The 25,769-nt window shown below is 70.2% G+C and carries 1 protein-coding gene (running past one end of the window); it reads left to right on the top strand.

Annotated elements, in window-relative coordinates:
• A protein-coding gene (locus OV207_RS08290; protein WP_267554014.1) for a non-ribosomal peptide synthase/polyketide synthase crosses the window boundary here: on the top strand, positions 1-25,769 show its 3' portion. It extends 4,957 nt beyond the left edge of the window; only the last 25,769 of its 30,726 coding nucleotides appear in the window; its start codon lies beyond the left edge, outside the window; it ends in the stop codon at positions 25,767-25,769.

Below are 25,769 nucleotides of genomic sequence, written 5' to 3'. Positions count from 1 at the left end.
GCGAGCTGGAGTACCTGGGACGCCTCGACTTCCAACTGAAGCTGCGCGGCTTCCGCATTGAGCCGGGTGAAATCGAGTCCGTCCTCGCCTCCCACCCGGCCGTGCGCGAGGCCGTCGTGGCGCTGCGTGAGGAGGGCGCAGACGGCGGACGCCTCGTCGCCTACGTCGTCCCCCACGAGGAGCAGGCCCCCGACGCGGCCTCCCTGCGCGACTTCCTCAAGCAGCGGCTGCCCGAGTACATGGTGCCGGCGGCCTTCGTCTGCCTGGAGGCCCTGCCCCTCACCTCCAGCGGCAAGCTCGACCGCAAGGCCCTGCCCTCCCCCGATGGAGCGCTCCCGGCGGGCGTCGCGTACGTCGCGCCGCGCAACGAGACGGAGCAGAAGCTCGCCGCGCTCTGGAGTGAAGTCCTGCGCGTCGAGCGCGTGGGCGTCCACGACAACTTCTTCGAGTTGGGCGGCCACTCCCTGCTCGTCACCCAGGTGGTCTCCCGCATCCGCGCCGCCTTCGGCGTGGAGCTGTCCCTGACCACCCTCTTCGAGGACCCCATCCTCGAGGCACTCGCCAGGACCATCGAGTCCGTCCCCCGCGCCGCTCCTGGGCCCCTCCTGCCTCCCCCGCGTCCTGTCGAAAGGACGGGCGCGCTGCCGCTGTCCTTCGCGCAGCAGCGACTCTGGTTCCTGGATCAGCTTGAACCCGACAGCGCGCTGTACAACGTGCCCGCACCGCTGCGCCTGGAAGGCTCGCTCGACACGAACGCGCTGGAGCGAAGCTTCACGGAGCTGGTGCGCCGTCACGAAGTGCTGCGCACCTCCTTCCCCGCCGAGGCCGTCCAGCGCATCGCCCCGCCCGCGCCCCTGCCGTTGGAGTTCGTGGACCTGAGCAGCCTCCCTGTCCACGAGCGCGAGGCCGAGGCCCGCCGGCTCCTCGACGCCGAGGTCCGCAAGCCCTTCTCGCTCGCACGCGGCCCCTTGCTGCGCGCCCTGCTGCTGAAGCTGGCCGACACCGAGCACGTCCTGCTGCTCTGCATGCACCACATCATCTCCGATGGTTGGTCCATGGGCGTGCTCGTGCGCGAAGTGGCCGCGCTCTACGAGGCCTTCTCGCAAGGCCGTCCCTCACCCCTGCCCGAGCTGGCCCTGCAGTACGCGGACTTCGCGGCCTGGCAGCGCCAGTGGCTCCAGGGCGAGGCGCTCGAAGCCCAGTTCGCCTACTGGCGTCAGCAGCTCGCGGGCGCGCCCCAGGTGCTGGAGCTGCCCACCGACAGGCCCCGTCCCGCGGTCCAGTCCTACCGGGGCGCCATCCAGACGCGCCTCATGCCCAAGGCACTGTCGCAGTCGCTCCAAGCACTCTGCCAGCGCGAGGGCGTCACCTCCTTCATGGCCCTGCTCGCCGGCTTCCAGTCCCTCCTGGCTCGCTACTCAGGACAGACGGACATCATCGTCGGCACGGACATCGCCGGCCGCACGCACGCTGACACCGAAGGGCTCATCGGCTTCTTCGTCAACCAGCTCGTCATGCGCGGTGACCTGTCCGGAGACCCCACCTTCCGCGAGCTGCTGGGCCGCACGCGACAGGTGGCGCTGGGTGCCTACGCTCACCAGGACGCTCCCTTCGAGGAGCTGGTGCGCGTGCTCAACCCCGAGCGCAGCCTCGCCCACGCGCCTCTCTTCCAGGTGAAGCTCGCGCTGCAGAACACCCCGGCCATCGAGCTGAAGCTGCCCGGTCTCGACCTGCGAGGCATGGAAGGCAGCACGGGCGTCGCGAAGCTGGACCTCACGCTCTCCATCGACGAGACGCCTGAGGGCCTGGCCTGCAGCTGCGATTACAGCACCGACCTGTACGAGGCCGACACCCTTGCCCGGATGCTCGAACACCTCCAGGTGCTGCTGGAGACGGCTGTCGCCGCCCCTGACACGCGCATGTCCGCGCTGCCCCTGCTCACCGAGGCCGAGCGCCAGCAGGTGCTGGTGGCATGGAATGACACGCGCGCGCCCCTGCCTTCGGACACCTGCATCCACCACCTCTTCGAGGCCCAGGTACAGCGCACGCCGGACGCGCCCGCCCTTGGCTTCGAAGGCGCGTGGCTCTCCTACCGGGAGCTGGACGCGCGCTCCAACCAGCTCGCCTGGCACCTGCGCACCCTCGGCGTCGGGCCCGAAGTCCGTGTCGGCCTGTGCGCCGAGCGCTCCCTGGAGTTGGTGGTTGGCCTCTTCGCCATCCTCAAGGCCGGCGGCGCCTACGTCCCCCTCGACCCCTCCTACCCGCGTGAGCGCCTGGAGTGGATGCTGGAGGACTCGCGTCCCGCCGTCCTGCTCGCGCAGCCCTCGCTGCTGACGCGCCTCCCGGAATCCGCGGGCGCCGCCGTGGTGCCCCTGCGTCTGGATGATGAAGTCCTGCGTGCCCTGCCCACGCATGCGCCCGTCTCCCTCTCGTCTCCGGACACCCTCGCCTACGTCATCTTCACCTCCGGCTCCACCGGCCGCCCCAAGGGCGCCATGAACGCCCACCGCGCCGTCTGCAACCGTCTCCTCTGGATGCAGCAGGCCTACTCCCTGGGCACCCAGGACGTCGTCCTCCAGAAGACGCCCTTCAGCTTCGACGTCTCCGTCTGGGAGTTCTTCTCACCCCTCACGGTGGGCGCGCGTCTCATCCTCGCCCGCCCCGGGGGCCACCAGGAGCCTGACTACCTCGCGCGCCTCATCTCCGAGCAGCGCGTCACCACCGCCCACTTCGTCCCCTCCATGCTCCAGCACTTCCTGGAGCTGACGGGCCTGGAGCAGTGCGCAAGCCTGCGCCGCGTCGTGTGCAGCGGTGAGGCCCTCTCTCCGGAGCTGGCCCAGCGCTGCCTCCAGCGCCTGCCCTCCGCCGAGCTTCACAACCTCTACGGCCCCACCGAAGCGGCCGTCGAAGTCACCGCCTTCCACGTCACGCCCAACCACGGCCTGCGCTCCCTGCCCATCGGCCGCCCCATCGCCAACACCGTCATCCGCATCCTGGATGCGCACCTGCGCCCCGTCCCCACGGGCGTCCCGGGCGAACTCTTCATCGGCGGCGTCCAGGTCGGCCGTGGCTACCTCGCGCGCCCCCACCTCACCGCCGAGCGCTTCATCCCGGATGCCTTCGCGTCCGAGCCCGGTGCTCGCCTCTACCGCACCGGTGACAAGGCCCGCTGGCTGCCCGACGGCAACATCGAGTACCTCGGCCGCCTCGACTTCCAGGTGAAGGTGCGTGGCCTGCGCATCGAGCTGGGTGAGATTGAAGCCGCCCTGGAGCGCCACCCCCAGGTGCGCCAGGCCGTCGTCGTCGTGCGTGAGGACTCCGCCTCCGGCGACAAGCGCCTCGTGGCCTACCTCGTGCCGCCGGCCGGTGCGCAGTCGCCCGCCACTTCAGACGTGCGCGACTTCCTCAAGCTGCACCTGCCTGAGTACATGGTGCCAGCGGCCTTCATCTCGCTCGACGCGCTGCCGCTCAACGCCAGCGGCAAGCTCGACCGCAAGGCCCTGCCTGCTCCGAACCTCCAGGGTCTGGAGAAGCGCGGCGCCTACGTCGCACCTCGCAACGAGACCGAGCAGCAACTGTGCGACATCTGGGCGCAGGTGCTCGGCCTGAAGCAGGTGGGCATCCACGACAACTTCTTCGAGCTGGGCGGCGATTCCATCATCAGCCTCCAGGTCGTCGCGCGCACACGGCAAGCGGGCCTCGTGCTCGCCACCCGCCAGCTCTTCCAGCACCAGACGGTCGCCCAGCTCGCCCTCATGGTGAAGGCCACCTCCGAGGCGCTTCGCGAGCAGGGCCCCGTCACCGGCCCGGTGCCGCTCACGCCCGCCCAGCTCCAACTGCTGGCGCATGACCCGGCCCACGCCTACCACTTCAACCAGTCCGTGCTGCTGGCCTCGCGTGTGCCGCTGGAGCCCGCGCTCCTGGAGCAGGCCCTCGCGCTCGTGGTGGCCCACCACGATGCCCTCCGGCTGCGATTGCTCCAGCAGGACTCCTCCTGGGTCCAGGAGAACGCCAGCCCCGACGAGGCCCCCTTCCTCCTGCTCCAGGTGGACCTCTCCGCCACGCCCGCCTCCGAACAGCCGCAGGCCCTGGAAGCCGCAGCCTCTCGCGTCCAGGCCAGCTTCGTCCTCGCCCAGGCGCCCCTGCTGCGCGCCGCCCTCTTCCACCTGGGGGACGGTCAGCAGCGCCTGCTCCTCGTCGCCCACCACCTCGTCATCGACGGCGTCTCCTGGCGCGTGCTGCTGGAGGACCTGGAGTCCACCTACCACCAGCTCCAGCAGCGCCTCCCCGTGACGCTGCCGGCGAAGACGTCCTCCTTCCAGTCCTGGGCGCGCCGACTCCAGACCCACGCCCACTCCGAGTCCCTGCTGGCAGAGGCGCCGCGCTGGTTGGACGAGGCTCGCGCGCAGGTGGCGCCGCTGCCCACCGACACCTCCGGTCCCAACACCTACGCCTCCGAGCGCTCTGTCTTCATCTCCCTCGACAGCGAAGAGACGCAACTGCTGCTCCAGGAGGTGCCCTCCGCCTGGCGCGCGCACATCAACGACGTGCTGCTCACCGCCCTGGGCCGCGCCCTGTCCGAATGGACCGGCCAGTCCCAGGTGCTCGTCCACCTGGAGGGCCACGGCCGTGAGGACCTCTTCGACGACGTGGATGTCTCGCGCACCGTCGGTTGGTTCACGTCCTTCACGCCAGTCCTGTTGCCCGTGCCCGCGAGCGGCTCCGTCGGTGACGGCCTGCGGGCCGTGCGCGACTCGCTGCGCCTGCTTCCCTACCGGGGCCTCGGCTTCGGCCTGCTCAAGTGGCTCGGGCCCACAGAGCTTTCCCAGCAGATTCAGGCCCTGCCCGTACCGCAGGTGGCCTTCAACTACCTGGGACAGTTCGATGCCGCGGCCTCCTCCAGCCGCCTCTTCACCCTGACCTCCGAGTCCTCCGGCGCCCTCGTCTCACCGTCGGGCACGCGGCAGCATGCGCTGGAGATCAACGGCTCCGTCTTCCAGGGCAGCCTGCGTCTGTCCTTCGGCTACAGCACCCACCTGCACCACGCGGCCACCATCGAGTCGCTGGCCCAGCGCTTCCTCCACCACCTGCGCGCCCTCATCGCCCTGCGCGCTTCCGAGGACGCACGCCGCTTCTCTCCGGGCGACTTCCCGCTCGCCGCCCTCAACCCGACGTCGCTCGACACCGTGCTGCGGCAGGCCGGCTCCGACGTCGAGGACCTCTACCCGCTGTCCCCCACGCAGCAGGGCATGCTCTTCCACGCCCTGCTGTCTCCCAGCGCCTCTGCCTACTTCGAGCAGCTCTCATGGACGGTCACCTCCGCGCTGGATGTGCCGGCCTTCTTGCGGGCTTGGGGGGCCTGCCTCCAGCGCCACACCATCCTGCGCTCCTCCTTCCACTGGGAGGGATTGGCCACGCCGCTCCAGGTGGTCCACTCGCGGGTGGAGCTGCCCTTCGAGCAGCTCGACTGGAGTGATCTCTCCGCTTCCGAGCAGCAGGCCCGCTTCGAGCAACTGCTCGTCCAGGACAAGCAGCGGGGCTTCGAGCTGCGTCGCGCGCCGCTCATGCGCCTGACGGCCGTCCGCCTCGCGGAGAACTCCGTGCGCTTCCTGTGGAGCCACCACCACCTGCTGGTGGATGGCTGGAGCCTCGGCATCCTCATGAAGGAGGTCTTCTCCCTCTATGAGTCCTTCCGCGCAGGTCAGACGATCCAGCCCACGCCCAGGGCCCCTTTCCGCGACTACATCGCCTGGTTGCAGCGCCGCGACGCCTCCGCCGACACGTCCTTCTGGCGCACCTACCTGGAAGCGTTCTCCGCCACCACGCCCCTCCCCACAGACACCCATGCCGCACCGCCTCGGGGGCAGCAGCCCGAGCACCACATCCTCGAAGTGGGTCTGTCCGTCGAGGCCACCACGGCCCTCCAGGCCTTCGTGCGCCAGCACCAGCTCACGCTGAACACGCTCGCCATGGCCTCCTGGGGGCTCGTCCTCTCGCACTACTCCGGCGAGCAGGATGTCGTCTTCGGCAACACCGTCGCCGGCAGACCTCCGGAGCTGCCTGGCTCCGACACCCTCGTGGGCATCTTCATCAACACCCTGCCCACGCGCGTCCGTCTGCCTTCGCATGCATCCCCCCTGCTGTCCTGGCTCCAGTCGCTCCAGGCCCAGCAGCTCGAGCTGCGCCAGCACGAGCACTCCTCCCTCGTCGACGTCCAGTCGCTCAGCCAGGTGCCTCGGGGCGCCTCGCTCTTCGACTCCCTGCTCGTCTTCGAGAACTACCCCGTCGATGCCTCGCTGCTCAGCACCTCCTCGCTCCAGGTGAAGGACGTCCAGGGCTACGAGCGCACCAACTACCCGCTCACCCTCTCCGTCCTCCCCGGACAGCCCCTGCGCCTGCGCGCCTCGCATGATGCGCCCCGCTTCCAGACCGCCTCCATGCAGCGGCTGCTCGAGCACTGGCGCAGTGCGATGCTCTCGCTCACGTCCGCCGCGAGCCTGGGCGACGTCTCCCTGCTCTCCGAAACTGAGCATCAGCAGGTGCTGGTGGCGTGGAACGACACGCGCGCGCCCCTGCCTTCGGACACCTGCATCCACCACCTCTTCGAGGCTCAAGCCCAGCGCACGCCGGACGCGCCCGCCCTTGGCTTCGAGGGGGCCTGGCTCTCCTACCGGGAGCTGGACGCGCGCTCCAACCAGCTCGCCTGGCACCTCCGTACCCTCGGCGTCGGGCCCGAAGTCCGTGTCGGCCTGTGCGCGGAGCGCTCCCTGGAGCTGGTGGTCGGCCTCTTCGCCATCCTCAAGGCCGGCGGCGCCTACGTCCCCCTCGACCCCTCCTACCCGCGCGAGCGCCTGGAGTGGATGCTGGAGGACTCGCGTCCCGCCGTCCTGCTCGCGCAGCCCTCCCTGCTGACGCGCCTCCCGGAATCCGCGAGCGCCCCCGTGGTGCCCCTGCGTCTGGATGATGAAGTCCTGCGCGCCCTGCCCACGCACGCGCCCGCCTCCCTCTCCACGCCGGACTCCCTCGCCTACGTCATCTTCACCTCCGGCTCCACTGGCCGCCCCAAGGGCGCCATGAACGCCCACCGCGCCGTCTGCAACCGCCTCCTCTGGATGCAGCAGGCCTACTCCCTGGGTGCCGAGGACGTCGTCCTCCAGAAGACGCCCTTCAGCTTCGACGTCTCCGTCTGGGAGTTCTTCTGGCCCCTCATGGTCGGCGCGCGCCTCGTCCTCGCCCGCCCCGGCGGCCACCAGGAGCCCGACTACCTCGCGCAACTCATCCGCGAGCAGCGCGTCACCACCGCCCACTTCGTCCCCTCCATGCTCCAGCACTTCCTGGAGCTGACGGGCCTGGAGCAGTGCGCAAGCCTGCGCCGCGTCGTGTGCAGCGGTGAGGCCCTCTCCCCGGAGCTGGCCCAGCGCTGCCTCCAGCGTCTGCCCTCCACCCAGCTTCACAACCTCTACGGCCCCACCGAGGCGGCCGTCGACGTCACCGCCTTCCACGTCCTTCCCAGCGACGGCCTGCGCTCCCTGCCCATCGGCCGTCCCATCGCCAACACCGTCATCCGCATCCTGGATGCGCACCTGCGGCCCGTCCCCACGGGCGTCCCGGGCGAACTCTTCATCGGCGGCGTCCAGGTGGGCCGTGGCTACCTCGCGCGCCCCCACCTCACCGCCGAGCGCTTCATCCCGGACGCCTTCGCCTCCGAGCCCGGCGCTCGCCTCTACCGCACCGGTGACAAGGCCCGCTGGCTGCCCGACGGCAACATCGAGTACCTCGGCCGCCTCGACTTCCAGGTGAAGGTGCGCGGCCTGCGCATCGAGCTGGGCGAAATCGAAGCCGCCCTGGAGCGCCACCCCCAGGTGCGTCAGGCCGTCGTCGTCGTGCGCGAGGACTCCCCGGGCGACAAGCGCCTCGTGGCCTACCTCGTGTCACCTGCCTCGGAGCAGTTGCTCTCCGCCGTGGACGTGCGCGACTTCCTCAAGCAGCAGCTACCTGAGTACATGGTGCCGGCGGCCTTCGTCCCTCTGGAGGCGCTGCCCCTGACGAGCAGCGGCAAGGTGGACCGCAAGGCCCTGCCCACTCCTGACGGAGCGCTCACGGCCAGCGTCGAATACGTCGCGCCTCGCAACGAGACCGAGCAGAAGCTCGCCGCGCTCTGGAGCGAAGTGCTGCGTGTCGAACGCGTGGGTGTCCACGACAACTTCTTCGAGTTGGGCGGCCACTCCCTGCTGGTCACCCAGGTGGTCTCCCGCATCCGCGCCGCCTTCGGCGTCGAGCTGTCCCTGCCCACCGTCTTCGAGGCCTCTACCCTCGATGCGCTCGCGAAGGCCATCGAGGCCGGGGCCCGAACCGCGCACGGGCTCCTCCTGCCTCCCCCTCGGCCCGTCGAAAGGACGGGCGCGCTGCCGCTGTCCTTCGCCCAGCAGCGCCTGTGGTTCCTGGATCAGCTCGTCCCCGACAGCGCGCTGTACAACATGCCCGCGCCGCTGCGCCTGGAAGGCACGCTGGACACGGCCGCCCTGGAGCGCAGCCTCACGGAACTCGTGCGCCGTCACGAAGTGCTGCGCACCTCGTTCCCTGCTGAAGCCGGCAATCCCCTCCAGGTTATCGCGTCGCCCACGTCCCTTCCCCTGGAGCGCGTGGACCTGGGTGCCCTGCCGCTCGACGAGCGCGAGGCCGAGGCCCGCCGGCTCATCGACGCCGAGGTCCGCAAGCCCTTCTCGCTCGCACGCGGCCCCATGCTGCGTGCGCTGCTGCTGAAGCTCGATGAGCAGCAGCACGTCCTGGTGCTCAACCTGCATCACATCGTCTCTGACGGCTGGTCCATGGGCGTGCTGGTGCGCGAAGTGGCCGCCCTCTACGAGGCCTTCTCGCAAGGCCTGCCCTCGCCCCTGCCCGAGCTGGCCTTGCAGTACGCGGACTTCGCGGCCTGGCAGCGCCAGTGGCTCCAGGGCGAGGCGCTCGAAACCCAGTTCGCCTACTGGCGTCAGCAGCTCGCGGGCGCGCCCCAGGTGCTGGAGCTGCCCACCGACAGGCCTCGTCCCGCGGTCCAGTCCTACCGGGGCGCCACCCTGTCGCGCCTCATGCCCAAGGCGCTGTCGCAGTCGCTCCAAGCGCTCTGCCAGCGCGAGGGCGTCACCTCCTTCATGGCCCTGCTCGCCGGCTTCCAGTCTCTCCTCGCGCGCTACTCAGGACAGACGGACATCATCGTCGGCACGGACATCGCCGGCCGCACGCACGCTGATACCGAAGGGCTCATCGGCTTCTTCGTCAACCAGCTCGTCATGCGCGGTGACCTGTCCGGAGACCCCACCTTCCGCGAGCTGCTGGGCCGCACGCGACAGGTGGCGCTGGGTGCCTACGCCCACCAGGACGTTCCCTTCGAGGAGCTGGTGCGCGTGCTCAACCCCGAGCGCAGCCTCGCTCATGCGCCCATCTTCCAGGTGAAGCTCGTCCTGCAGAACGTGCCCGCCGCGGAGCTGCGCGTGCCGGGGCTCACCTTCCGCGCCGAGGAGAACAGCACGGGCGCGGCGAAGTTCGACCTCACGCTCTTCATCAACGAGACGCCTGAAGGCCTGGCCCTCCTGTGCGACTACAGCACTGACCTGTTCGAGGCTGGCACCCTGGCCCGGCTCATGGAGCATCTCCAGGTGTTGCTGGAGACGGCTGTCGCCACGCCGGACACGCGCCTGTCCGCACTGCCCCTGTTCACGGAGACCGAGCGTCAGCAGGTGCTCGTGGCGTGGAATGACACGGTCACGGCGTTCCCGGCCGACACCTGCATCCACCACCTCTTCGAGGCCCAGGTGCAGCGCACGCCCGATGCGCCCGCCCTCGGCTTTGAAGGCGCGTGGCTCTCCTACCGGGAACTGGATGCGCGCTCCAATCAGCTCGCCTGGCACCTGCGCACGCTCGGCGTCGGGCCCGAAGTCCGTGTCGGCCTGTGCGCCGAGCGCTCCCTGGAGCTGGTGGTCGGCCTCTTCGCCATCCTCAAGGCCGGCGGCGCCTACGTCCCCCTCGACCCCTCCTACCCGCGCGAGCGCATGGAGTGGATGCTGGAGGACTCGCGTCCCGCCGTCCTGCTCGCGCAGCCCTCCCTGCTGACGCGCCTCCCGGAATCCGCGAGCGCCGCCGTGGTGCCCCTGCGTCTGGATGATGAAGCCCTGCGCGCCCTGCCCACGCACGCGCCCGCCTCCCTCTCCACGCCAGACTCCCTCGCCTACGTCATCTTCACCTCCGGCTCCACCGGCCGCCCCAAGGGCGCCATGAACGCCCACCGCGCCGTCTGCAACCGTCTCCTCTGGATGCAGCAGGCCTACTCCCTGGGTGCCGAGGACGTCGTCCTCCAGAAGACGCCCTTCAGCTTCGACGTCTCCGTCTGGGAGTTCTTCTGGCCCCTCATGGTCGGCGCGCGCCTCGTCCTCGCCCGCCCCGGCGGCCACCAGGAGCCCGACTACCTCGCGCGCCTCATCTCCGAGCAGCGCGTCACCACCGCCCACTTCGTCCCCTCCATGCTCCAGCACTTCCTGGAGCTGACGGGCCTGGAGCAGTGCGCAAGCCTGCGCCGCGTCGTGTGCAGCGGTGAGGCCCTCTCCCCGGAGCTGGCCCAGCGCTGCCTCCAGCGTCTGCCCTCCACCCAGCTTCACAACCTCTACGGCCCCACCGAGGCGGCCGTCGACGTCACCGCCTTCCACGTCCTTCCCAGCGACGGCCTGCGCTCCCTGCCCATCGGCCGTCCCATCGCCAACACCGTCATCCGCATCCTGGATGCGCACCTGCGCCCCGTCCCCACGGGCGTCCCGGGCGAACTCTTCATCGGCGGCGTCCAGGTCGGCCGTGGCTACCTCGCGCGCCCCCACCTCACCGCCGAGCGCTTCATCCCGGATGCCTTCGCGTCCGAGCCCGGCGCTCGCCTCTACCGCACCGGTGACAAGGCCCGCTGGCTGCCCGACGGCAACATCGAGTACCTCGGCCGCCTCGACTTCCAGGTGAAGGTGCGTGGCCTGCGCATCGAGCTGGGTGAGATTGAAGCCGCCCTGGAGCGCCACCCCCAGGTACGCCAGGCCGTCGTCGTCGTGCGCGAGGACTCCCCGGGCGACAAGCGCCTCGTGGCCTACCTCGTGTCACCTGCCTCGGAGCAGCCGCTCTCCGCCGTGGACGTGCGCGACTTCCTCAAGCAGCAGTTGCCCGAATACATGGTGCCGGCTGCGTTCGTCCCCCTGGAGGCGCTGCCCCTGACGAGCAGCGGCAAGGTGGACCGCAAGGCCCTGCCCACTCCTGGATTCCAGGGCCTGGAAGACAGCGGCGCCTACCTCGCTCCGCGCACTCCCACCCAGCAGCTCCTCGCCTCCCAGTGGAGCCTGCTGCTGGGCGTCTCTCGTGTCGGCGCACGCGACAACTTCTTCGAGCTGGGCGGCCACTCCCTGCTCGCCACCCAGGTCATCTCCCGCATCCGCGCCACCTTCGACGTCGACCTGCCCATCAGCGCCCTCTTCGAGTCTCCCTCCCTCGAGTCCCTCGCGACTTCCATCGACGCCCTCGCGCGCAAGGGGCTCGGGCCGAAGCTTCCGTCCCTCCAGCGCGTCGACAGGGCCCAGGCACTGCCGCTGTCCTTCGCCCAGCAGCGCCTGTGGTTCCTGGATCAGCTCGTCCCCGACAGCGCGCTGTACAACATGCCCGCGCCGCTGCGCCTGGAAGGCACGCTGGACACGGCCGCCCTGGAGCTGAGCCTCACGGAGCTGGTGCGCCGTCACGAAGTCCTGCGCACCTCATTCCCCGCGGAGGCCGTCCAGCGCATCGCGCCTCCCGCGCCCCTGCCGCTGGAGTGCCTGGACCTGAGCGCCCTGCCGCTCGACGAGCGCGAGGCCGAGGCCCGCCGGCTCCTCGACGCCGAGGTCCGCAAGCCCTTCTCGCTCGCACGCGGCCCCATGCTGCGTGCGCTGCTGCTGAAGCTCGATGAGCAGCAACACGTCCTGGTGCTCAACCTGCATCACATCGTCTCTGACGGCTGGTCCATGGGCGTGCTGGTGCGCGAAGTGGCCGCCCTCTACGAGGCCTTCTCGCAAGGCCTGCCCTCGCCCCTGCCCGAGCTGGCCTTGCAGTACGCGGACTTCGCGGCCTGGCAGCGCCAGTGGCTCCAGGGCGAGGCGCTCGAAGCCCAGTTCGCCTACTGGCGTCAGCAGCTCGCGGGCGCGCCCCAGGTGCTGGAGCTGCCCACCGACAGGCCTCGTCCCGCGGTCCAGTCCTACCGGGGCGCCACCCTGTCGCGCCTCATGCCCAGGGAGCTGTCGCAGGCACTCCAAGCGCTCTGCCAGCGGGAAGGCGTCACCTCCTTCATGGCCCTGCTCGCGGGCTTCCAGTCCCTGCTCGCGCGCTACTCAGGACAGACGGACATCATCGTCGGCACGGACATCGCCGGCCGCACGCACGCTGATACCGAAGGGCTCATCGGCTTCTTCGTCAACCAGCTCGTCATGCGCGGTGACCTGTCCGGAGACCCCACCTTCCGCGAGCTGCTGGGCCGCACGCGACAGGTGGCGCTGGGTGCCTACGCCCACCAGGACGTTCCCTTCGAGGAGCTGGTGCGCGTGCTCAACCCCGAGCGCAGCCTCGCTCATGCGCCCATCTTCCAGGTGAAGCTCGTCCTGCAGAACGTGCCCGCCGCGGAGCTGCGCGTGCCGGGGCTCACCTTCCGCGCCGAGGAGAACAGCACGGGCGCGGCGAAGTTCGACCTCACGCTCTTCATCAACGAGACGCCTGAAGGCCTGGCCCTCCTGTGCGACTACAGCACTGACCTGTTCGAGGCTGGCACCCTGGCCCGGCTCATGGAGCATCTCCAGGTGTTGCTGGAGACGGCTGTCGCCACGCCGGACACGCGCCTGTCCGCACTGCCCCTGTTCACGGAGACCGAGCGTCAGCAGGTGCTGGTGGCATGGAACGACACGCGCGCGCCCCTGCCTTCGGACACCTGCATCCACCACCTCTTCGAGGCCCAGGTGCAGCGCACGCCGGACGCGCTCGCCCTTGGCTTCGAGGGCTCCTCGCTCTCCTACCGGGAGCTGGACGCGCGCTCCAACCAGCTCGCCCACCACCTCCGTACCCTCGGCGTCGGGCCCGAGGTCCGTGTCGGCCTGTGCGCCGAGCGCTCCCTGGAGCTGGTGGTCGGCCTCTTCGCCATCCTCAAGGCCGGCGGCGCCTACGTCCCCCTCGACCCCTCCTACCCGCGTGAGCGCCTGGAGTGGATGCTGGAGGACTCGCGTCCCGCCGTCCTGCTCGCGCAGCCCTCGCTGCTGACGCGCCTCCCGGAATCCGCGAGCGCCGCCGTGGTGCCCCTGCGTCTGGATGATGAAGCCCTGCGCGCCCTGCCCACGCACGCGCCCGTCTCCCTCTCCACGCCAGACTCCCTCGCCTACGTCATCTTCACCTCCGGCTCCACCGGCCGCCCCAAGGGCGCCATGAACGCCCACCGCGCCGTCTGCAACCGCCTCCTCTGGATGCAGCAGGCCTACTCCCTGGGTGCCGAGGACGTCGTCCTCCAGAAGACGCCCTTCAGCTTCGACGTCTCCGTCTGGGAGTTCTTCTGGCCCCTCATGGTCGGCGCGCGCCTCGTCCTCGCACGCCCCGGTGGCCACCAGGAGCCCGACTACCTCGCGCAACTCATCCGCGAGCAGCGCGTCACCACCGCCCACTTCGTCCCCTCCATGCTCCAGCACTTCCTGGAGCTGACGGGCCTGGAGCAGTGCGCAAGCCTGCGCCGCGTCGTGTGCAGCGGTGAGGCCCTCTCGCCGGAGCTGGCCCAGCGCTGCCTCCAGCGCCTGCCCTCCGCCCAGCTTCACAACCTCTACGGCCCCACCGAAGCGGCCGTCGACGTCACCGCCTTCCACGTCACGCCCAACCACGGCCTGCGCTCTCTTCCCATCGGCCGCCCCATCGCCAACACCGTCATCCGCATCCTGGATGCGCACCTGCGCCCCGTCCCCACGGGCGTCCCGGGCGAACTCTTCATCGGCGGCGTCCAGGTGGGCCGTGGCTACCTCGCGCGCCCCCACCTCACCGCCGAGCGCTTCATCCCGGACGCCTTCGCCTCCGAGCCCGGCGCTCGCCTCTACCGCACCGGTGACAAGGCCCGCTGGCTGCCCGACGGCAACATCGAGTACCTCGGCCGCCTCGACTTCCAGGTGAAGGTGCGTGGCCTGCGCATCGAGCTGGGCGAAATCGAAGCCGCCCTGGAGCGCCACCCCCAGGTACGCCAGGCCGTCGTCGTCGTGCGCGAGGACTCCCCGGGCGACAAGCGCCTCGTGGCCTACCTCGTGTCACCTGCCTCGGAGCAGCCGCTCTCCGCCGCGGACGTGCGCGACTTCCTCAAGCAGCAGCTACCTGAGTACATGGTGCCGGCGGCCTTCGTCCCTCTGGAGGCGCTGCCCCTGACGAGCAGCGGCAAGGTGGACCGCAAGGCCCTGCCCACTCCTGACGGAGCGCTCGCTGCCAGCAGCGAGTACGTCGCGCCTCGCAACGAAACCGAGCAGCAACTGTGCGACATCTGGGCGCAGGTGCTCGGCCTGAAGCAGGTGGGCATTCACGACAACTTCTTCGAGCTGGGCGGCGACTCCATCATCAGCCTCCAGGTCGTCGCACGCGCGCGCCGGGCAGGCCTCGTGCTCGCCACCCGCCAGCTCTTCCAGCACCAGACGGTCGCCCAGCTCGCGCTCGTGGCGGAGTCCACCTCCGAGGCGCTCCGCGAGCAGGGGCCCGTCACCGGTCCGGTGCCGCTCACGCCCGCCCAGCTCCAACTGCTGGCGCATGACCCGGCCCACGCCTACCACTTCAACCAGTCCGTGCTGCTGGCCTCGCGTGCGCCGCTGGAGCCCGCGCTCCTGGAGAAGGCGCTCGCGTTCGTGGTGGCCCACCACGATGCACTGCGCCTGCGCTTGAACCCGCAGGAGTCCTCCTGGCAGCAGGAGAACGCCAGCCCTGAGGAGGCGCCCCTCCACCTGCTCCAGGTGGATCTCTCCTCCACACCCGCCTCCGAGCAGTCCGCCGCGCTCGAAGCCGAAGCCTCGCGGGTGCAGTCCAGCTTCGTCCTCGCCCAGGCGCCCCTGCTGCGCGCCGCCCTCTTCCACCTGGGGGACGGTCAGCAGCGCCTGCTCCTCGTCGCCCACCACCTCGTCATCGACGGTGTCTCCTGGCGCGTGCTGTTGGAGGACCTCGAGTCCGCCTACCAGCAACTCCAGCAGCGCCTCCCCGTGACGCTGCCGGCGAAGACGTCCTCCTTCCAGTCCTGGGCGCGCCGCATCCAGGATCATGCCCGCTCCGAGTCGCTCTCCTCCGAGGCCTCCTTCTGGCTGGACGAGGCGCGCGTTCGGGTGGCGCCGCTGCCCACCGACGCCTCCGGCCCCAACACCTACGCCTCCGAGCGCTCCGTCTCCGTCTCTCTCGACACGGAAGAGACGCGGCAGTTGCTCCAGGAGGCGCCCTCCGCCTGGCGTGCGCACATCAACGACGTGCTGCTCACCGCCCTGGCCCGCGCCCTGTCCGAGTGGACCGGCCAGTCCCAGGTGCTCGTCCACCTGGAGGGCCATGGCCGCGAGGAGCTCTTCGACGACGTGGATGTCTCGCGCACCGTGGGCTGGTTCACGTCCTTCACGCCCGTGCTGCTGCCCGTGCTCGCGAGCGGCTCTGCTGGTGACGGCCTGCGCGCCGTGCGCGACTCGCTGCGCCTGCTGCCCCACCGGGGCCTCGGTTTCGGCCTGCTGAAGTGGCTCGGGCCCACCGAACTCGCCCAGCAGCTCCAGGCCCTTCCCGTGCCGCAGGTGGCCTTCAACTACCTGGGCCAGCTTGACGCCACGGCCGCGTCCAGCCAGCTCTTCTCCTTGAGCACCGAGCCCTCGGGTTCGTCCGTCTCTCCGTCGGGCACGCGGCTGCATGCGCTGGAGATCAACGGCTCCGTCTTCCAGGGCAGCCTGCGTCTGTCCTTCGGCTACAGCACCCACCTGCACCAGGCGGCCACCATCGAGTCGCTGGCCCAGCGCTTCCTCCACCACCTGCGCGCCCTCATCGCCCTGCGCACGTCCGAGGATGCCCGCCGCTTCTCTCCCGGGGACTTCCCGCTCGCCGCCCTCACCCAGACGTCGCTCGACACCGTGCTGCGACAGGCCGGCGCCGACGTCGAGGACGTCTACCCGCTGTCCCCCACGCAGCAGGGCATGCTCTTCCACACCCTGCTCACGCCTGCGTCCTCCGCCTACTTCCAGCAGCTCTCCTGGACGGTCACCTCCGCGCTGGATGAGCCCGCCTTCCTGCGGGCCTGGGAAGCCTGCCTCCAGCGCCACACCATCCTGCGCTCCTCCTTCCATTGGGAGGAGCTGCCCACGCCGCTCCAGGTGGTCCACTCGCGGGTGGAGCTGCCCTTCGAGCAGCTCGACTGGCGCACCCTGAGCGAGGCGGAGCAGCAACACCGCTTCGAGCAGCTCCTCCTCCAGGATCAGCAGCGAGGCTTCGAGCTGCGCCGTGCACCGCTGGTGCGACTGACGGCCATCCGTCTGGCGGACGCGTCCGTGCGCTTCCTCTGGAGCCATCACCACCTGCTGGTGGATGGCTGGAGCGTCGGCCTGCTCATCAGTGAGGTCTTCGCCCTCTACGCGACCTTGCGCTCCGGTCGCACGCCGCAGCCGGCGCCCAAGGCTCCCTTCCGCGACTACATCGACTGGCTGTCGCGTCGTGATGCCTCCGCCGATGCGTCCTTCTGGCGCACCTACCTGGACGGCTTCGCTTCGCCCACGCCGCTTCCGGCGGACACTCACGCCGTCGTGCCCCACGGCCAGCAGCCCGAGCACGTCACCCTGGAGCTGGACCTCTCCCCCGAGGCCACGGCCGCCCTCCAGGCCTTCGCACGCCAGCACCAGCTCACGCTGCACACGCTCGCGCTCGCCTCGTGGGGCCTCGTCCTCTCGCACTACTCCGGCGAGCAGGACGTCGTCCTTGGCAACACCGTCGCGGGCAGGCCTCCGGAGCTGACCGGCTCCGACACCCTCGTGGGCATCTTCATCAACACCCTGCCCGCACGCATCCGCCTGCCTTCGCACGCCTCGCCCCTGTGGCCCTGGCTCCAGTCGCTCCAGGCCCAGCAGCTCGAACTGCGCCAGTACGAACATTCACCGCTCGTCAACGTCCAGTCGCTCAGCCAGGTGCCTCGCGGCGCCTCGCTCTTCGACTCCCTGCTCGTCTTCGAGAACTACCCGGTTGATGCCTCGCTGATCGATGCGTCCTCCTCGCTCCAGGTGAAGGAGGTCCAGGCCTTCGAGCGCACCAACTATCCGCTCACCCTCTTCGTCCTTCCTGGGCAGGCCTTGCGCCTGCGGGCCGTCTTCGCGTCGCCCCGCTTCCAGGTCGCGGCCGTGCGGCAATTGCTCGAGCACTGGAGCAATGCGCTGCGTGCCATGGCCTCCGCTTCGCGCCTGGGCGACGTCTCCCTGCTCACGGAGACCGAGCGTCAGCGGATGCTCGTGGCGTGGAACGACACGGCCACCGAGTTCCCCGCTGATACCTGCGTCCACCACTTCTTCGAGGCCCAGGCCCAGCGCACGCCGGACGCGCACGCCCTCGGCTTCGAAGGCATCTGGCTCTCCTACCGGGAGCTGGACGCGCGCTCCAATCAGCTCGCCTGGCACCTGCGCGCCCTCGGCGTCGGTCCTGAAGTCCACGTCGGCCTGTGCGCCGAGCGCTCCCTGGAGCTCATCGTCGGCCTCTTCGCCATCCTCAAGGCCGGTGGCGCCTACGTGCCCCTCGACCCCTCCTACCCGCGCGAGCGTCTGGAGGGGATGCTGGAGGACGCACGTCCCGCCGTGCTGCTCGTCCAGCCCGCACTGCTGACTCAGCTCCCGGAGTCTTCGGGCGCCACCGTGGTGCCCCTGCTCCTGGAGGACGCCTCGCTGCGCACGCTGCCCGCGCACGCGCCCGTCTCCCTCGCCTCCGCGGACAGCCTCGCCTACGTCCTCTTCACCTCCGGCTCCACCGGCCGGCCCAAGGGCGTCCAGGTGCCCCACCGCACCGTCTCCAACTTCTTCACCGGCATGGACGCGCGCGTCCTGCGACCCCAGCACGGCACCTGGCTCGCCGTCACCCGACTCTCCTTCGACATCTCCGTCCTGGAGCTGCTCTGGACGCTCGCTCGCGGCTTCCGCGTCGTCCTCCAGTCCGACACCCGCGACCCGGCCTGGCTCGCCCACGCCGTGCGCCAGGACGCCGTCACCCACCTGCAGTGCACGCCTTCCCTCGCGCGCGCCCTGCTGCTCGACGCTGGCTCCGCCGACGCCCTCCGCTCGCTCCAGCAGTTGCTCGTCGGTGGTGAGGCCCTCTCCGCCGAGCTCGCCCACGAGCTGCGCCTCCGCGTCCCCTCCGTCCTGAACATGTACGGGCCCACGGAGACCACCGTCTGGTCCTCCTCCTTCTCCGTCCCCCAGGACACCTCGGCCCTCATCCCCCTGGGCCACCCCATCGCCAACACCGCCCTCTACGTCCTCGACTCGCACCTGCGCCCGGTGCCCACGGGCGTGCCCGGAGAGCTCTTCATCGGCGGCGCTGGCGTCGTGCGCGGCTACCTCGGGCGGCCTCACCTCACCGCGGAGCGCTTCCTGCCCGACCCCTTCGCCTCCTCTCCCGGTGCGCGCCTCTACCGCACGGGCGACAAGGCCCGCAGGCTCGCGGACGGCAGCCTTGAGTACCTGGGCCGCCTCGACTTCCAGGTGAAGCTGCGCGGCTTCCGCATCGAGCTGGGCGAAATCGAAGCGCTCCTGCGCGAGCTGCCCTCCGTGCGTGAGGCCCTCGTCGTGCTTCGCGAGGACGTCCCCGGCGACAAGCGTCTCGTCGCCTACGTCGTGCCCGAAGCTGGCACCCAGGTGGAATCCCTGTCCCTGCGCACCGCCCTGCTCTCTCGGTTGCCCGAGTACATGGTGCCCTCCGCCTTCGTTGCCCTGGAGGCGCTGCCGCTCACCTTCAATGGCAAGCTGGATCGCAAGGCCCTGCCGCCTCCTGGACTCCAGGGCTTGGAGGACAGCGGCGCCTACGTCGCCCCGCGCACTCCCACCCAGCAGCTCCTCGCCTCCCAGTGGAGTCTGTTGCTGGGCGTTGCTCGCGTCGGCGCTCGCGACAACTTCTTCGAGCTGGGCGGCCACTCCCTGCTCGCCACCCAGGTCATCTCTCGCATCCGCGCCACCTTCGGCGTCGACCTGCCCATCAGCGCCCTCTTCGAGTCTCCCTCCCTCGAATCTTTCGCGACCTCCATCGACGCCCTCGCACGCGAAGGACTTGGGCCGCAGCTTCCGTCCCTCCAGCGTGTCGACAGGGCCCAGGCACTGCCGCTGTCCTTCGCCCAGCAGCGCCTGTGGTTCCTGGATCAGCTCGCGCCGGACGGAGCGCTGTACAACATGCCCGCGCCGCTGCGCCTGGAAGGCACGCTCGACACGGAAGCGCTGGAGCAAAGCCTCACGGAACTCGTGCGCCGCCACGAAGTGCTGCGAACGTCCTTCCCTGCCGAGACAGGCCATCCCCTCCAGGTCATCGCGCCTCCCACGCCCCTGCCGTTGGAGTGCGTGGACCTGAGTGCCCTGCCGCTCGACGAACGCGAGCCCGAGGCCCGCCGACTCCTTGATGCCGAGGTCCGCAAGCCCTTCTCCGTCGCGCGCGGCCCCTTGCTGCGTGCGCTGCTGCTGAAGCTGGCCGACACCGAGCACGTCCTGCTGCTCAACCTGCACCACATCATCTCGGATGGTTGGTCCATGGGCGTGCTCGCACGCGAGGTGGCTGCCCTCTACGAAGCCTTCTCGCAGGGCCTGCCCTCGCCTCTGCCCGAGTTGCCCGTGCAGTACGCGGACTTCGCGGCCTGGCAGCGCCAGTGGCTCCAGGGCGAGGCGCTCGAAGCTCAGTTCGCCTACTGGCGTCAGCAGCTCGCGAACGCGCCCCAGGTGTTGGAGCTGCCCACCGACAGGCCTCGTCCCGCGAACCAGTCCTACCGGGGCGCCACCCTGTCGCGCCTCATGCCCAGGGAGCTGTCGCAGGCACTCCAAGCGCTCTGCCAGCGGGAAGGCGTCACCTCCTTCATGGCCCTGCTCGCGGGCTTCCAGTCCCTGCTCGCGCGCTACTCAGGACAGACGGATGTCGTCGTCGGCACGGACATCGCGGGCCGCATGCACGCTGACACCGAGGGCCTCATCGGCTTCTTCGTCAACCAGCTCGTCATGCGCGGCGACCTGTCCGGCGACCCCACCTTCCGCGAGCTGCTGGGTCGCACGCGACAGGTGGCGCTCGGGGCCTACGCTCACCAGGACGTTCCCTTCGAGGAGCTGGTGCGCGTGCTCAACCCCGAGCGCAGCCTCGCCCACGCCCCCATCTTCCAGGTGAAGCTCGTCCTGCAGAACGCGCCCACCGCGGAGCTGCGCGTGCCGGGACTCACCTTCCGGGGCGCGGAGAACAGCACGGGCGCTGCGAAGTTCGACCTCACGCTCTCCATCAACGAGACACCCGAAGGTCTCGCGTGCCTGTGCGAATACAGCACCGACCTGTACGACGCTGACACCCTGGCCCGGATGCTTGAGCACTTGCAGTTGCTCCTGGGCGCGGCCGTCGCCACGCCGGGCACGCGTCTGTCCGCGCTGCCCCTGCTCACGGAGGCCGAACGCCACCAGGTGCTCGTCGAATGGAATGACACGCCCGCGGAACTCCAGGACCCGAGCGTCCATGCCCTCATCGAGGCCCAGGTCCAGCGCACGCCGGACGCCCTCGCCGTCCAGTGGGGTGAGCGGACCCTCACGTACCGCCAGCTCGACGAGCGCGCCAACCAGCTCGCCTGGCACCTGCGCTCGCTCGGCGTCGGCCCCGAAGTCCTCGTCGCACTCTGCGTCGAGCGCTCCCTGGAACTCGTCGTCTCCATCCTCGCCATCCTCAAGGCCGGCGGTGCCTGGCTCCCACTCGACCCGTCCTACCCCGCCGAGCGCCTCGCCTTCATGCTGCGCGACGCCCAGCCTCCCGTCGTCCTCGCCCAGGAGCACCTCGCCGACGAGCTGCCCCTCCAGAACGAGCTGCTCGTCCTGCTCGACTCGGAGTGGGACTCCCTCATCGCCCGTCGCCCCACGCACGCCCCCGACACGCGCGTGCTGCCCGACAACCTCGCCTACGTCATCTACACCTCGGGCTCCACCGGACGCCCCAAGGGCACCGTCCTGCGCCACCGCGGCCTCTGCAACACCGCACGGCGCACCATCGACGCCATGCGGCTGCGTCCGGGCAGCCGCGTCCTCCAGTTCGCCTCCATCGGCTTCGACGCCTCCGTCTGGGAGATGGTCCCCGCACTCATCGCGGGCGCAGAACTGCACCTCGCCTCGCGTGACGAGCTGATGCCCGGAGCGCCGCTGCACCAGCTGCTCCGGCAGCGGGGCATCACCGCCGCCACCCTCACCCCCTCCGTCCTCGCCCAGCTCGACCCACAGGGCCTGGGAGCACTGGAGGCCCTCACCTCCGCAGGAGAGGCGTGCACCTCCGAGCTCGTGGCCCGCTGGAAGCCGGGCCGGCGCTTCATCAACGCCTACGGCCCCACGGAGACCACCATCTGCGCCACGCTCGACGCCGAAGTGGAGGCCGGGCGCATCACCATCGGCCGGCCCTTCCAGGGCGTGCGCGCCTACGTGCTGGACGCCTCGCTGCGGCCGGTGCCGGTGGGCATGCCGGGAGAGCTGTGCATTGGTGGCGCGGGCCTCGCGCGCGGCTACCTGGGGCGTCCGGAACTCTCCGCCGAGCGCTTCATCCCCCACCCCTTCGCGTCCGAACCGGGAGCGCGCCTCTACCGCACCGGCGACAAGGTGCGATGGCTGGCCGACGGCAACCTCGAGTACCTGGGCCGCATCGACTTCCAGGTGAAGCTGCGCGGCTTCCGCATCGAGCTGGGAGAAATTGAATCCGTCCTCGCCTCCCACCCGGCCGTGCGCGAGGCCGTCGTGGCGCTGCGTGAGGAGGGCGCAGACGGCGGACGCCTCGTCGCCTACGTCGTCCCCCACGAGGAGCAGGCCCCCGACGCGGCCTCCCTGCGCGACTTCCTCAAGCAGCGGCTGCCCGAGTACATGGTGCCGGCGGCCTTCGTCTGCCTGGAGGCCCTGCCCCTCACCTCCAGCGGCAAGCTCGACCGCAAGGCCCTGCCCTCCCCCGATGGAGCGCTCCCGGCGGGCGTCGCGTACGTCGCGCCGCGCAACGAGACGGAGCAGAAGCTCGCCGCGCTCTGGAGTGAAGTCCTGCGCGTCGAGCGCGTGGGCGTCCACGACAACTTCTTCGAGTTGGGCGGCCACTCCCTGCTCGTCACCCAGGTGGTCTCCCGCATCCGCGCCGCCTTCGGCGTGGAGCTGTCCCTGACCACCCTCTTCGAGGACCCCATCCTCGAGGCACTCGCCAGGACCATCGAGTCCGTCCCCCGCGCCGCTCCTGGGCCCCTCCTGCCTCCCCCGCGTCCTGTCGAAAGGACGGGCGCGCTGCCGCTGTCCTTCGCGCAGCAGCGACTCTGGTTCCTGGATCAGCTTGAACCCGACAGCGCGCTGTACAACGTGCCCGCGCCGCTGCGCCTGGAAGGCTCGCTCGACACGAACGCGCTGGAGCGAAGCTTCACGGAGCTGGTGCGCCGTCACGAAGTGCTGCGCACCTCCTTCCCCGCCGAGGCCGTCCAGCGCATCGCCCCGCCCGCGCCCCTGCCGTTGGAGTGCGTGGACCTGAGCAGCCTCCCTGTCCACGAGCGCGAGGCCGAGGCCCGCCGGCTCCTCGACGCCGAGGTCCGCAAGCCCTTCTCGCTCGCACGCGGCCCCTTGCTGCGCGCCCTGCTGCTGAAGCTGGCCGACACCGAGCACGTCCTGCTGCTCTGCATGCACCACATCATCTCCGATGGTTGGTCCATGGGCGTGCTCGTGCGCGAAGTGGCCGCGCTCTACGAGGCCTTCTCGCAAGGCCGTCCCTCACCCCTGCCCGAGCTGGCCCTGCAGTACGCGGACTTCGCGGCCTGGCAGCGCCAGTGGCTCCAGGGCGAGGCGCTCGAAGCGCAGTTCGCCTACTGGCGTCAGCAGCTCGCGAACGCGCCCCAGGTGTTGGAGCTGCCCACCGACAGGCCTCGTCCCGCGAACCAGTCCTACCGGGGCGCCACCCTGTCGCGCCTCATGCCCAGGGAGCTGTCGCAGGCACTCCAAGCGCTCTGCCAGCGGGAAGGCGTCACCTCCTTCATGGCCCTGCTCGCGGGCTTCCAGTCCCTGCTCGCGCGCTACTCAGGACAGACGGACATCATCGTCGGCACGGACATCGCGGGCCGGGCCCATGCCGACACCGAGGGCCTCATCGGCTTCTTCGTCAACCAGCTCGTCATGCGCGGTGACCTGTCCGGCGACCCCACCTTCCGCGAGCTGCTGGGTCGCACGCGGCAGGTGGCGCTCGGGGCCTACGCCCACCAGGACGTCCCCTTCGAGGAGCTGGTGCGCGTGCTCAACCCCGAGCGCAGCCTCGCCCACGCGCCTCTCTTCCAGGTGAAGCTCGCGCTGCAGAACACCCCGGCCATCGAGCTGAAGCTGCCCGGTCTCGACCTGCGAGGCATGGAAGCAAGCACGGGCGTCGCGAAGCTGGACCTCACGCTCTCCATCGACGAGACACCTGAGGGCCTGGCCTGCAGCTGCGATTACAGCACCGACCTGTACGAGGCCGACACCCTGGCCCGGATGCTCGAACACCTCCAGGTGCTGCTGGAGACGGCTGTCGCCGCCCCTGACACGCGCATGTCCGCGCTGCCCCTGCTCACCGAGGCCGAGCGTCAGCAGGTGCTGGTGGCGTGGAATGACACGGCCACGGCGTTCCCGGCCGACACCTGCATCCACCACCTCTTCGAGGCCCAGGTGCAGCGCACGCCCGATGCGCCCGCCCTCGGCTTTGAAGGCGCGTGGCTCTCCTACCGGGAACTGGACGCGCGCTCCAATCAGCTCGCCTGGCACCTGCGCTCCCTCGGCGTCGGGCCCGAAGTCCGTGTCGGATTGTGCGCCGAGCGCTCCCTGGAGCTGGTGGTTGGCCTCTTCGCCATCCTCAAGGCCGGTGGCGCCTACGTCCCCCTCGACCCCTCCTACCCGCGCGAGCGCATGGAGTGGATGCTGGAGGACTCGCGTCCCGCCGTCCTGCTCGCGCAGCCCTCCCTGCTGACGCGCCTCCCGGAATCCGCGAGCGCCGCCGTGGTGCCCCTGCGTCTGGACGACGAAGCCCTGCGTGCCCTGCCCACGCACGCGCCCGCCTCCCTCTCCACGCCGGACTCCCTCGCCTACGTCATCTTCACCTCCGGCTCTACTGGCCGCCCCAAGGGCGCCATGAACGCCCACCGCGCCGTCTGCAACCGCCTCCTCTGGATGCAGCAGGCCTACTCCCTGGGTGCCGAGGACGTCGTCCTCCAGAAGACGCCCTTCAGCTTCGACGTCTCCGTCTGGGAGTTCTTCTGGCCCCTCATGGTCGGCGCGCGCCTCGTCCTCGCCCGCCCCGGTGGCCACCAGGAGCCTGACTACCTCGCGCGCCTCATCTCCGAGCAGCGCGTCACCACCGCCCACTTCGTCCCCTCCATGCTCCAGCACTTCCTGGAGCTGACGGGCCTGGAGCAGTGCGCAAGCCTGCGCCGTGTCGTGTGCAGTGGTGAGGCCCTCTCTCCGGAACTCGCCCAGCGCTGCCTCCAGCGCCTGCCCTCCACCCAGCTTCACAACCTCTACGGCCCCACCGAGGCGGCCGTCGACGTCACCGCCTTCCACGTCCTTCCCAGCGACGGCCTGCGCTCCCTGCCCATCGGCCGTCCCATCGCCAACACCGTCATCCGCATCCTGGATGCGCACCTGCGGCCCGTCCCCACGGGCGTCCCGGGCGAACTCTTCATCGGCGGCGTCCAGGTCGGCCGTGGCTACCTCGCGCGCCCCCACCTCACCGCCGAGCGCTTCATCCCGGATGCCTTCGCCTCCGAGCCCGGCGCTCGCCTCTACCGCACCGGTGACAAGGCCCGCTGGCTGCCCGACGGCAACATCGAGTACCTCGGCCGCCTCGACTTCCAGGTGAAGGTGCGTGGCCTGCGCATCGAGCTGGGAGAGATTGAAGCCGCCCTGGAGCGCCACCCCCAGGTGCGTCAGGCCGTCGTCGTCGTGCGTGAGGACTCCGCCTCCGGCGACAAGCGCCTCGTGGCCTACCTCGTGCCGCCGGCCGGTGCGCAGTCGCCCGCCACTTCAGACGTGCGCGACTTCCTCAAGCTGCACCTGCCTGAGTACATGCTTCCTTCGGCCTTCGTGCCGCTGGAGGTCTTGCCCCTCAACGCCAGCGGCAAGCTCGACCGCAAGGCCCTGCCTCCCCCGGACGGAGCACTCCCCACGGGTGCCGAGTACGTCGCACCTCGCAATGAGACCGAGCAGAAGCTCGCCGCGCTCTGGAGCGAGGTGCTTCGTGTCGAGCGTGTGGGCATCCACGACAACTTCTTCGAGCTGGGCGGACACTCGCTGCTGGCCACGCAGGCCGTCACCCGCATCCGCGCCACCTTCAACGTGGAAGTCTCCCTGCAGGACTTCTTCGAAGCGCCCACCGTGGAAGCCTTCGCCATCAACCTCCTGCGACTCACCGCCCAGGTGGATCTGGACGAGCTCGCATCAATGATGGCGCAGTTGGATGAACTGGACGATGCGGAGGTACAGGATCTGCTCGCCTCCCAGGCCTCCGCCGTGAACGACACGGACTCCGAGGAGTGA

The sequence above is a fragment of the Corallococcus sp. BB11-1 genome, from assembly GCF_026626625.1.
Taxonomy (GTDB): domain Bacteria; phylum Myxococcota; class Myxococcia; order Myxococcales; family Myxococcaceae; genus Corallococcus; species Corallococcus soli.
The sequence above is the reverse complement of the archived record's forward strand: the minus strand, read 5'-3'. Positions and strand labels throughout refer to the sequence as shown.